Raw genomic sequence first — 12378 nt, 5'->3', positions numbered from 1 at the left:
ATTTTTTCAGCGATAAAATTGTTGCAGAAAATATTGCACGAAATGCTGATTGACTTCGTCTATTTGCACGGTAGGAACAAACTGACTTATTTGAGTCATTTCCATTTTTGCAAATCCACATGGATTTATTCCTGAAAAAGGTTTTAAGTCCATATCAACATTAAGGGCAATTCCGTGATAAGTACGCCCATTTTTAACTCTTAACCCAATTGACGCAATTTTTTTCTCATTAACATATACACCCGGGGCGCCACAATGTATAGAACCTTCGATTTGATATTGTGCAAGCACGGAAATCAGAATCTGCTCCAATTGACTCACCAATGATCTTATCCCTAAATTTTTCCTATTAATATCCATTAAGACATATGCAACAAGCTGGCCTGGTCCGTGGTAAGTCACTTGTCCTCCACGATCCGATTGTACTACAGGGATAGATGCAGGATTTAGAATATGTTCGGGCTTACCTGCTTGTCCTTGAGTATAGACAGGGGAATGCTCCAAAAGCCAGAGTTCATCTTGTGTATGTATGTCTCGGTTTTGGGTAAACTCTTTCATTCGCAGCCAAACATCATTGTAATTTTGAATACCCAGCTGTTGTATTTTCATTATAGAACCATTTTCACGTCGGGATGTTGGGTAATGGCTCTATAAAATGTATCAAGCATTTCTTGATTTCTAGCATAAACCGTCACAGTTATTGCTAGATAATTGGAATCTTTACTCATTTTATGAGTCAGCGCATCTTCTGTAATATCAGGAAAGTGAGTGAAAGTAATTTCTCTGATTTCCTCTAGAAAAACAGTTGAATTGGTCCCTATTATTTTTATAGGAAAATCACAGGGAAATTCAATTAAAGTTGTTTTTTCCATTCTTAAACCCTATGGCTTAGGAGCCAAACCATCGTTTAAAGGCCAAACGTATTGAGTCCTTTGTTCGAGTATAAAAACCGCCTGATTCAACATCTTGCAAAGCATACAGTGGTCGAGTTGATACTACGTTATTGTCAAATTGAACCACCAAGTCACCTATTTTATCACCTTTCTTAATGGGAGCTTCAAGGTAAGAAGGAGCTTTTGTAGAGATATTAAGACGTTGATACTGACCAGTCGGAATAGTGATATATTGATCTTCATTTAGTCCTACAGCTATTTTATCAACACTTCCTTTATAAAGAGGAAGCTCGGAAATTGATTGTCCTGATTTGTAAAGCTGATGCGTTTCAAAGAACCTAAAACCATAATTGAGTAATTTTTCGCTATCATCGGCACGAGAAGAATCACTGGGTTCACCAAGAACAACAGCAAGTAAACGCATATTGTCACGTTTTGCAGAAGATACGAGACAAAAACCTGCTTCATTCGTATGACCAGTCTTTATACCATCCACTTGATTATCGCGCCATAACAATCGGTTTCTATTGGGTTGACGAATGCCATTGTAGGTAAACCACTTTTGCTTATACCAGTCATAATATTGTGGAAAATCAATAATTAAGGATCTTCCAAGAATCGCTAAATCTTTTGCCGTAGTATATAGGTTAGGGTCAGGCAAACCGGTACTGTCAGTAAAATGACTATTTTTCATTCCAAGATTTTGAGCTTGCTGATTCATAAGATCAGTGAAAGAATTTTCAGTTCCACCAACATGTTCTGCCATAGCCACACAGGCGTCATTGCCGGAGTCAACGATAATTCCTTTGAGCAGGTCTTCAACAGGAACTTGTTGACCTTCTTTAATAAACATACGTGAGCCACCTATTTTCCAAGCATCACGACTTACTCGGACATTATCAGTGAGGTGAATTTGTTCATGATGCAGGGCGTTGGATATCACGTATAAAGTCATCATCTTAGTTAAACTTGCTGGAGGTAAACGTTCTTCACTATTTTTTTCAGCAATAATTTTGCCGCTGTTTACGTCGATAAGTATGTACGCTTTCGCATTAAGAATTGGGGCCGCAGGAGTAACTAAAGGTTTATCATTCACGGTTGGCGAAGGTCTTTCCAAATCCGCGGTAGGTTTTGGAGGTAAGGAGTCTCCCTCAGCCATAGAATTTGTTGATTGTACAAATAATGTAATAATAAACAAAGTAGTTAATAAAATAGACGTTGCTCTTGTCATGTTGTTATCTAGTCCCAGTGCAAAATGCGAATATAGTACCACAGCCTTTTGCCGGCAACAAAATAGCAGATGAAAAATAATGAAATTTTTTTCAAAATAAAATAAATCTTCGAAATTATGTGATATTTCTGTATATTAACCAGAAAATAATAATTAAAAATAGAAAATATGCGAAAGATACTTATTGCCGTGACGATTATATTAGCCGGTTGTCAAACTACAAATCAGTCTCTTGATTCAGCATCAGCAGGAAGCAAGCAGCCTACACGACAAGTAACTCAGAATAAGAACAATACTAATTATTCCATATATAACCGTTATAAGAATAAAAACAATCGATATACCCAGCGCCAAGATGGAGCCCCAGCAAAAGCTAAAAAAATAAGTTTTAAAGAGCCGGTACCTTCCAAAGAGCCTTTGAGTCGATATGGCAACATATCAGAATATTCCGTTGATGGACGCTCATATCAAGTAATGAGAAGCTCATCAGGATATAAAGCAAGAGGAATCGCTTCCTGGTATGGCACAAAATTTCACAAACAAAGAACTTCAAGTGGGGAGCCTTATGATATGTATGTCATGTCCGCTGCACATAAAACTTTACCACTGCCCACATATGTAAAAGTTAAAAATCTAAATAATGGAAAGGTTGCAATTGTTAAAGTAAACGATCGGGGACCATTTCATTCCGACAGGATTATTGATTTGTCCTACGCTGCGGCTTTAAAACTCGGTGTCTTTCCCAAAGGGACTGCACCGGTTGAAATTGAAACATTAATGGGACCTAAAGGACAGGCCCACTATTATCTTCAGGCTGGAGCTTTTACAACCGAAGCCATGGCGAAGCGGTTAAAAGAAAAATTAACTCATATCACTCCATCCCCAGTATATATTGAGCATTACAAGCAGCATTATATTGTGAGAGTTGGTCCATTTGGTTCTAAAAATATGGCCGATAGTCTAAAACGCAAATTAACACTTAATGGAGTGAAGGGTTCTTTTTCCGTTTTAGTTTAATTCATATGAATTTTGATGGCTTATTAATGGATTAATGGATAAAATTATCACGTCAAACTTCAGAACATTTGAATTATTATAGTAATAAAATTGTATAGGCCTTATGTACTAGCGCAGTATATATCAATTTTGTGTTTAACTTCTTGTTCTAGTGTGCTTAATCTGGCTTACAATGTTCTTTATTAAGGTTGGTTTTATTTTAATATTAAGGTGCTGAATCAATGCATGATGGCTCTGTGTTTTATACCATATTTTTAATTTTCGCAGGAGCAGCATTTCTATCCACCTTGGTTCTTTACACCAAACAGTCTTTGCTGGTTGCATATATTCTTTTGGGTGCAGTATTTGGACCATGGGGTTTAAAGCTTGTATCTGATGTGAGTATTGTCAAACAAATTGGTGACGTGGGAATAGTTTTCTTATTATTCCTACTTGGATTGCATTTGCAGCCACAAAATCTCGTTCATATGCTTAAGAAAGTTACATGGATTGCTTTAATAAGTTCTGCTCTTTTTGCAGTTACTGCATATTTTATTGGCAGGTTCTTTGGGTTGACAGTGGCTGAATCATGGATTTTAGGCGCTTCAATGATGTTTTCAAGTACCATTATTGGGTTGAAATTATTACCGACGACTATCCTACACCATCAACATACTGGTGAGGTCATGATAAGCGTATTGCTTATGCAGGACGTTATTGCAATCATTGTATTGATCTTAATTAATGGAGCCCAGCAAACAGGTGGTTTCTCCATAGATGATATAATTTTAGTAGGCATTAATTTACCTGCTTTGTGCCTTTTTGCATTTGCTATTGAGAAATATGTTTTAATCCGGTTGCTGGCTCGTTTTGATAGAACTCAGGAATATGTATTTTTATTATCAATTGGTTGGTGCTTGGGGTTATCAGTTCTGGCACAGAAGATGGGGCTCTCAGAAGATATTGGTGCTTTTATTGCTGGAGTTGCACTTGCAGCAAGCCCAATCTCCCTTTTCATTGCAGAGAGTTTAAAACCCTTAAGGGATTTTTTCCTGGTCATGTTTTTCTTTTCAATCGGAGCAACTTTTAACTTTGGTTTGGCACAACAAGTTATAATTCCTGCGCTTATTTTGTCTGCTTTAGTGCTTCTGCTTAAACCTGTTTTATTTTATTTACTTCTTGAAAAATCGGGTGAAAAGAAACATGTTGCCAAAGAGGTAGGTATACGATTGGGACAAGCAAGTGAGTTCTCATTGCTGGTTGCCAGTATTGCCTTGAGTACCGAACTGATTTCGAATAAAGCTTCTAATTTAATTCAGGCAACTACTATATTAACTTTTATTGTTTCATCGTATTTTGTTGTATTGAAATACCCCACACCCATAGCATTCTCTGATAAAATGCGTAAGGACTAAAATAATGAAATTATTGGTAATATTATTGTGTTTATTAAGTGAACGTTTTTTGATTCACTCTGTTTCCTATCAGCGATTTTATTGGTTCCCAGATTATTGTCAAAAGATCAAAAATATGGGGAATAAACATAGTTTTCTTAATAATCCATGGGCACTTTTGGTTTTAATCATAGTACCTATTTTACTGCTGGTGTCTCTGCTTTATCTTTTGCTGAACCCTGTGGTGTTCGGTTTAATGGGATTTCTTTTGAGTGTACTCGTTTTCTTTTATTGCCTTGGTCCCCAAAATGTTTTTTACCCAATAGTACAATCAGATACAAAAAGTAACCAAGAGCTTGTCGGGGACTATTTTATCTTAGTTAACAGACAATTATTTTCTCTTGTATTTTGGTTTATCATCGCCGGACCTATTGGAGCTTTGGCATATCGTTTAATTACTTTATGCCGCGAGATTCCTTTCATAGAGGAGCAGGCAGATGAAGTTACTGATCTGTTTGAATGGATTCCAGCTCGTTTAACTGTATTGCTTTTTTTACTTGTAGGAAATTTCCAACGAGGCTTTTCTTTATTTACGAATTACTTTCTCGCCAAACCGGATATGAATAATGAGATGTTACGAGAGTGTGGGCTACTCGCGGTTAGAACAAATGAAACAGACGAGATTCCTATGCCAGTAGCAGAAGGATTGGTTGAGCATGCAATTATTGTTATGTTGGTTTTTATTGCTTTATTTACATTAATTACCTGGTTGTAATTATGTTTTAAGAGTTTTGAGCTGAGAGCATTTAACTGCATAATCATTTTTGTGGATTTTATATGAATTCTTTTGAGCGTCTAATTTGTTGCACTATAATATTAATGCTTGCTGGTTGTCAGGGGTTTCATCAAAATGCATTAACAGGCCAAGCATTAGAACAATGTAATACGACATGTGTGCAGCACTTTGAGTTTTGTAAAGATAACTGTATTAATAATTGTCAGACATGTTCCTATGTGTCTCAACGACAAGCGGAAAAAAGTTTTGCGAAATATGTACATGAGCGAAGAGTTCAAGGTAAAAAGGTGATGCGCGAGTTGAATTCTTACCGCGATCCACTACAATGCCGCAAAGTAACATGTGATTGCTCATCAGATTTCACAATTTGTAAGAAAGGTTGCGCTGGTGTAATTCCAAAATAATTACAAGCTGTACCTTATTGAGTTTAATAGATTTCGGGGAACACTTTCATGGCAAATGAAAACAATTTAGATTTGGATCCTATAGAAACACGTGAATGGCTGGATGCCCTGCAAGCTGTATTAATCAATGACGGTCCGCAACGCGGAGCTTTTCTTTTGAAACAGCTTCTTAGTAAAGCAAATGCAGAAGGGGTTAACTTAACCAGTTCAATTAATACACCCTACAGAAATACCATTAATCTGCATGAAGAAAAGCAAATACCTCCTGATGAGGGTATTGGTAAGCGGATTAGTGCTTTGATTCGTTGGAATGCGGTGGCAATGGTGTTACGTGCAGGTAAATATGCTCCTGAACTAGGGGGGCATATCGCTTCGTACGCTTCCTCATCTACTTTGTATGAAACAGGTTTTAATTACTTTTTTAAAGGACCCAATGGCGAGCATGGGGGGGATTTAATATATATCCAAGGTCATTCTTCCCCCGGTATCTACGCTCGTGCTTTTCTTGAAGGGCGACTTACAGAAGAACAATTGGGTAAATTCAGACAAGAAGTAGAAGTTGATGGTCTATCCTCATACCCGCATCCGTGGTTAATGAGTGAGTTTTGGCAATTTCCTACTGTATCTATGGGATTAGGTCCTTTACAAGCTATTTATCAAGCACGATTTTTAAAATATTTAGAAAATCGAGGATTAATAAAAACTGAGGATAGGAAAGTATGGGCTTTTCTTGGTGATGGTGAAATGGATGAGCCTGAATCAGTAGGGGCTTTAAGTATTGCAGCGCGTGAAAAGCTTGATAATCTTATTTTTGTGGTTAATTGTAATTTACAGCGCCTTGATGGACCTGTACGTGGCAATGGCAAAATAATTCAAGAACTAGAAGGTTTATTCCGTGGTGCTGGCTGGAATGTAATTAAAGTGATTTGGGGTGGACGCTGGGATCCATTGCTAGCGCGTGATAAAGAGGGTTGGTTGCAAAAACGTATGGAAGAGTGCGTGGACGGTGACTATCAAGCCTATAAAGCAAATAATGGCGCTTATGTGCGACAGCATTTCTTTAATGAATATCCCGAATTAAAGAAAATGGTTGAAAATTATACCGACGAAGAAATCTGGAGATTGAATCGTGGTGGCCATGATCCTCAAAAAGTTTATGCTGCCTATGCTAAAGCGGTTGAACATAAAGGTACACCCACTGTTATTTTAGCAAAAACAATTAAAGGTTATGGAATGGGAGCCGCTGGTGAAGGACAAAATATTACTCACCAACAAAAGAAAATGACTGTGGAGCAACTGAAGGCATTTAGAGACCGATTTAGTATTCCTATCAGTGACGACCAAATTGCTGATATTCCATTTTATAAACCTGCAGATGATAGCCCTGAAATTAAATACATTAAGAAACAAAGAGAAATATTAGGCGGTTATCTACCATCGCGATCAACACAAGTAGAACCTTTAAAGGCTCCTGAGCTTGCTGAATTTTCATCTGTTACTAAAGGCTTAGGTGACCGTGAAATTTCCACAACGATGGCATTCGTACGTATTCTTTCAACATTGTTGAAAAGTAAAGAAATCGGCCCACGGATCGTTCCAATTGTTCCTGATGAATGCAGAACGTTTGGAATGGAAGGTTTATTTAGACAAATTGGTATTTATTCTCCAGTGGGTCAACTTTATACACCGGTAGACCATGAGCAAGTAATGTTTTATCGTGAAGCGAAAGATGGACAAATCCTTGAGGAAGGAATTAACGAGGCAGGAGCTTTTTGTTCGTGGATTGCAGCAGCGACTTCTTACAGTTCAAACAAATTAGCGATGATCCCATTTTATATTTACTATTCTATGTTTGGATTTCAACGTATTGGCGATTTGGCTTGGGCTGCTGGGGATATGCAAGCTAGAGGATTTCTATTAGGCGGAACTGCTGGACGAACCACACTGGCAGGGGAAGGATTGCAACATCAAGATGGACATAGCCATTTATATGCTTCAACAATTCCAAATTGTGTTTCTTATGATCCCACTTATGCTTATGAACTTGCTGTGATTATCCAAAACGGTTTATATCGTATGTTCGAGAAGCAGGAAAATATTTTTTATTACATTACCGTAATGAATGAAAACTACATGCATCCAGATATGCCAAAAGGGGTTGAAGAGGGCATCATAAAGGGGATGTATGTATTGCAAGAAACCAAGAAGAAGTCCAAACAACATGTTCAATTAATGGGAAGTGGAACCATATTGCGTGAAGTCATTAAAGCGGCACAAATGTTAAAAGATGATTATGCTGTGACTGCAGATATTTGGAGCGTAACAAGCTTTAATGAATTAAGAAGAGATGGGTTGGCTGTAGAACGTTATAATGCAATGCATCCCAAGGAAAAAGCACAAAAAAGTTATGTTACAACTCAATTAGAGGGCAGACCAGGGCCAGTAATAGCTGCAACAGATTATTTACGAATTTATGCAGATCAAATTAGACCGTTTGTACCTAATCACTATGTAACTTTGGGTACTGATGGTTATGGAAGAAGTGACACACGAGAGCGACTACGTCATTTCTTTGAAGTAGATGCTAAATTTATTGTTCTCGCAGCATTAAATGCTTTAGTTGCCGAAGGAAGTATTGATAAGTCTAAAGTTGTGGATGCTATAAAGCGCTATAACATTAATCCTGATAAATTAAATCCGGTTAATCATTAGAATTAAAAATATATAGTAGGCTTGGTAATTCAAGTTTTGGTGGTAATGGAACCATAAATTAATCACTTAGATATGTTTTCTATTCCATCAAGGCTTGAGTACACTGAGCAATCTTTTGAGGAAAAACATGGCAAACGAAATAGAAGTTAAGATTCCTGATATTGGTGGAGCGACTCAGGTTGATGTGATCGAAATAATGGTTCAAGTAGGAGATCAAATTGAAGTTGATACGCCACTCATTACTTTGGAATCAGATAAAGCCAGCATGGAGATTCCTTCTCCAGTTGCAGGAAAAGTCACCAAACTGAATATTAAAGTGGGTGATAAAGTGTCTGAAGGCGATCTGATTCTTTTTGCCACGGTGGAAAAAGAATCGAATAACGAAAAAGAAAATGAAACTCCACCTGCTAAAAAGGAACCGGTCAATTCAGAGCCAAAAGAATCTCAAGTGACACAAGAAAAGAAATCAGAACAATTAAAAGAAGTTAAAATTCCCGACATTGGTGGCGCAAGCCAAGTAGACGTGATTGAAATCATGGTTCAAGTTGGGCAACGAATTGAAGTAGATACGCCACTGATTACTTTGGAATCAGATAAAGCCAGCATGGAGATTCCTTCACCGATTTCAGGAACTATAACGAAGCTTAATGTTAAAGTAGGTGATAAGGTCTCTGAAGGTGATTTGATTCTTTTAGCTGCCTTAGAAAGTGGATCTGAAATTGAAAAAAGTAAAACCGCTACAGCCGAGCAGAAGCCAGCAAGTGTTGCTGCAACAACAAACCAGACAGAATCTAAAAAAGAGGAGCCAGCTTCTCCTCAAGCTGCTTTTGTTGAGCCAGTAAATTCTTCAAAATTAATTGCTGCAGGTCCTGCTGTAAGGCGCATAGCTCGTGAATTCGGTGTAAATCTTGATGCAGTAAAAGGTACTGGTCGTAAGGAACGGATTACTAAAGAGGATGTACAAGCCTATGTTAAAGGTCGTCTTAGTGAGCAACCGAGTCAAGGCTCTCTTAACATTCAACCTAATCCAGTAATTGACTTTACTCAATTTGGTGATATTGAAACTAAACCACTGAATAAAATTAAAAAGCTTACTGGAGTTAACGTACATCGTTCTTGGATAACCATCCCTCATGTTACTCAATTTGATTCAGCTGACATTACTGATGTTGAAGCATTTAGGAAGTCTGAATCAGGACAGGCTAAAGAAAAAGGATATAAACTCACTTTGCTGGCTTTCGTATGCGCTGTAGTGAGTAAAGCACTAAAGGCATTTCCTCAATTTAATGCATCATTAGATGCTTCTGGCGAAAATCTTATCTATAAAAAGTATTTCAATATAGGTATTGCAGTAGAGACTCCTAACGGTCTGGTTGTTCCTGTAATTAAAAATGTGGATAAGTTAACTGTAGCTGAAATTGCGGCTGAAATGACCCGTTTAAGCACTAAAGCTCGAGATAAAGGCTTGATGCTCAATGATATGTCAGGAGGATGCTTTACAATTTCCAGCTTAGGTGGAATTGGTGGGACATCATTCACACCCATAGTGAATAGTCCCGAAGTAGCTATTCTGGGATTATCTCGCTCGGAAATAAAACCGGTCTATGAAAACGGTACCTTTCAACCAAGATTAATGTTGCCTTTGTCTCTATCCTATGATCATCGAGTTATAGATGGAGCTGAAGCGGCGCGTTTTACTCGTTTTGTTTGCGAGTGCTTAAGTGATATAAGACGAATTTTACTCTAATTTTTATAAATATCTAATTGAAGAGGCTTGTAATGGCTAATAAAATAAAAACAGATGTCGTAGTATTAGGAAGTGGCCCTGGTGGATACACCGCGGCATTTAGAGCAGCTGATTTGGGAAAAAAAGTAGTATTGGTTGAGCGTTATGATTCACTAGGTGGTGTTTGCTTAAACGTCGGTTGTATCCCATCTAAGGCATTATTACATATTGCAAAAGTGGTTGATGAAGCGCATGAAATGTCCGAGCAAGGTGTTAGTTTTGGTAAACCCAAGCTGGATAGTAAAAAAATCGTTGCGTGGAAAAATTCAGTAGTTTCCAAATTGACTGGTGGTTTAAAGGCATTATCCAAACAACGTAAAGTTGAAGTCGTTATTGGCATAGGTAAATTTTCAGGTCCCAATCAAGTAACGGTTGCCACAAAAGATGGTGCAGTGGAAGTTGAATTTGAAAATGCAATCATAGCAGTGGGTTCTGAATCCATTAATTTACCTTTTATTCCAGAAGATAAACGCATTTTTAGTTCCACAGGAGCCTTAGAGCTTGCTGATCTCAAAGGGAGTTTATTGGTATTAGGTGGGGGGATTATTGGACTAGAAATGGCTACCGTTTATGCCTCTTTAGGTGTAGAGGTAACGGTTGTAGAATTTATGGATCAGCTAATTCCAGGTGCTGATTTCGATTTGGTTAATGTTTTGCAAAAACGCATGCAGAAGAAAGGCGTTAAGTTCCTTTTGAAAACTAAAGTAACTGCCGTCGAAGCCAAAAAAGATGGAATTTATGTTTCTATGGAAGGCGAACATGCAACAGACCAACCTCTTTGTTTCCAGCAGGTTCTTGTTTCAGTGGGTAGAAAACCCAATGGTGGTGCCATTGATGCAGAAAAAGCAGGAATAAAAGTTGATGAACGGGGTTTCATCAAAGTCGATAATCAACAAAGGACAAATGTATCACATATTTTTGCCATTGGTGACGTTGTAGGACAGCCAATGCTCGCACATAAAGCAATTCCTGAAGGGAAAGTTGCTGCAGAAGTTATTGCAGGTAAAAAACATTACTTTGATCCTAAATGTATTGCCAGTGTTGCCTATACCGATCCAGAGATTGCTTGGGCTGGTCTAACTGAAAAAGAAGCTAAAGAAAAAAATATTCGATATGAAAAAGCTACATTCCCTTGGGCCGCCAGTGGTCGTGCTCTTAGTATGGGTCGAGAAGAAGGTATGACTAAATTATTGTTCTGCCCAGACACGAATCGAATATTAGGTGCAGGGATTGTGGGGGTTAATGCTGGGGACTTAATTGCTGAGACCGCATTAGCTATTGAAATGTGTTGCGATGTTGAAGATATTGCTTTAACCATACATCCTCATCCAACTCTTTCTGAAACAATCGCTCAAGCTGCAGAGGCATTTGAAGGAACAATTACAGATCTTTACTTGCCAAAAAAGAAAAAAACTAATGGATAATATGTAATGCGCAGTCTAATGAAGTGCTTACCTGCTGTATTGAGTTAAATTGATTGAACTAAAATCTTTGTCATCTCCGCTCAGGCGGAGATTTATTTTATAGTGACTCAGCAATAAATTCACTCCTTCGGAAATCGAAAAAATTTTGAACTTATTAGCATTACGGGTTACGCAACATGGGAAACTAATGAAGTAATCCCCCGGCTTCGCTTTGCCAGGGAGATGATTTTTGTATAGGAGCGAAAAGGATGACACTTAACATTCGACCCATGACTGAATCAGATATTGATCATGTTTATGCAATTGAAAAAGAGGTTCATATTGCACCCTGGGAGAGAGATATTTTAAGGGATTGTGTTCGTGTAGGATATGATTGTCGTGTATTAGATATAGATGTTGGAAACCGTCTAATAATTGGGGGTTATATTATTTCTAGGCATAGTAATAAGTGCTGCCATATTTTAAATTTCTGTATCGCTAAATCTTTTCAATCACAAGGTTACGGACGTCAATTTTTAAAAAAAGTACTGCACTCATTAACAGAGTCCCAGTATATTGATCATGTTGTCCTTGAAGTGAGACCTAGTAACAAATCAGCTTTACATCTTTATCAAAGTATGGGATTTGAGCAAATTGAAATTAAACCAGCTTACTATGTGGAAGGGGACCATGTTGAAGATGCAATTGTGCTAAAAAAAATATTACCCATTTAAAACTGAATCTAATTTAAAATTTTTATAAA

Annotated in this window: 10 protein-coding genes; 7 read left to right on the top strand and 3 right to left on the bottom strand. The window is 37.7% G+C overall.

Going from position 1 to position 12378, the window contains the following annotated elements; genetic code table 11:
• Nucleotides 1-6: 6 nt before the first annotated feature.
• Genes lipB through ACWTE2_RS01180 form a run of 3 tightly spaced genes read right to left on the bottom strand, consistent with a single transcriptional unit; the run spans nucleotide 7 to nucleotide 2124 of the window.
• Nucleotides 7-609 carry a lipoyl(octanoyl) transferase LipB gene (lipB, locus tag ACWTE2_RS01190; RefSeq protein WP_182390747.1) on the bottom strand — a complete coding sequence of 201 codons (603 nt, stop codon included), beginning with the start codon at nucleotides 607-609 and terminating at the stop codon, nucleotides 7-9.
• On the bottom strand, nucleotides 609-872 hold the full coding sequence (locus ACWTE2_RS01185; RefSeq protein WP_454783812.1) for an HP0495 family protein: 264 nt from the start codon (nucleotides 870-872) through the stop codon (nucleotides 609-611). Before ACWTE2_RS01185 ends, lipB begins: the two co-directional genes overlap by 1 nt.
• 16 nt (nucleotides 873-888) lie before the next feature.
• Complete coding sequence (locus tag ACWTE2_RS01180) at nucleotides 889-2124, bottom strand: D-alanyl-D-alanine carboxypeptidase family protein (protein WP_454783811.1); 1236 nt, start codon at nucleotides 2122-2124, stop codon at nucleotides 889-891.
• A gap of 168 nt (nucleotides 2125-2292) precedes the next feature.
• Between ACWTE2_RS01180 and ACWTE2_RS01175 the strand changes: the two genes are divergently transcribed.
• The 7 genes from ACWTE2_RS01175 to rimI all read left to right on the top strand — a co-directional run bounded on the left by ACWTE2_RS01175 (nucleotide 2293) and on the right by rimI (nucleotide 12349).
• On the top strand, nucleotides 2293-3141 hold the full coding sequence (locus ACWTE2_RS01175) for a septal ring lytic transglycosylase RlpA family protein (protein ID WP_454783810.1): 849 nt from the start codon (nucleotides 2293-2295) through the stop codon (nucleotides 3139-3141).
• A 221-nt stretch (nucleotides 3142-3362) separates the two neighbouring features.
• Entirely contained in the window at nucleotides 3363-4535 is a 1173-nt protein-coding gene (locus tag ACWTE2_RS01170) for a cation:proton antiporter (protein ID WP_182390743.1), read from the top strand.
• 4 nt (nucleotides 4536-4539) lie between these two features.
• Complete coding sequence (locus ACWTE2_RS01165) at nucleotides 4540-5289, top strand: regulatory signaling modulator protein AmpE (protein WP_182390742.1); 750 nt, start codon at nucleotides 4540-4542, stop codon at nucleotides 5287-5289.
• A gap of 473 nt (nucleotides 5290-5762) precedes the next feature.
• Nucleotides 5763-8426 (top strand): pyruvate dehydrogenase (acetyl-transferring), homodimeric type, encoded by a 2664-nt coding sequence (aceE, locus tag ACWTE2_RS01160; RefSeq protein ID WP_454783809.1) that lies wholly within the window; start codon nucleotides 5763-5765, stop codon nucleotides 8424-8426.
• Between the two features lie 127 nt (nucleotides 8427-8553).
• Nucleotides 8554-10173: a dihydrolipoyllysine-residue acetyltransferase gene (aceF, locus tag ACWTE2_RS01155; protein ID WP_454783808.1), complete on the top strand. Its 1620-nt coding sequence runs from the start codon at nucleotides 8554-8556 to the stop codon at nucleotides 10171-10173.
• A gap of 32 nt (nucleotides 10174-10205) precedes the next feature.
• Nucleotides 10206-11636, top strand: coding sequence for a dihydrolipoyl dehydrogenase (lpdA, locus tag ACWTE2_RS01150; RefSeq protein ID WP_182390739.1), 1431 nt, complete (start codon nucleotides 10206-10208; stop codon nucleotides 11634-11636).
• Between the two features lie 248 nt (nucleotides 11637-11884).
• Complete coding sequence (gene rimI, locus ACWTE2_RS01145) at nucleotides 11885-12349, top strand: ribosomal protein S18-alanine N-acetyltransferase (protein WP_182390738.1); 465 nt, start codon at nucleotides 11885-11887, stop codon at nucleotides 12347-12349.
• Nucleotides 12350-12378: the final 29 nt, after the last annotated feature.

The sequence above is a fragment of the Legionella nigrisilvae genome (assembly GCF_977063395.2).
Note: the sequence above shows the minus strand (reverse complement) of the source record. Positions and strands in the feature narration are given on the sequence as shown.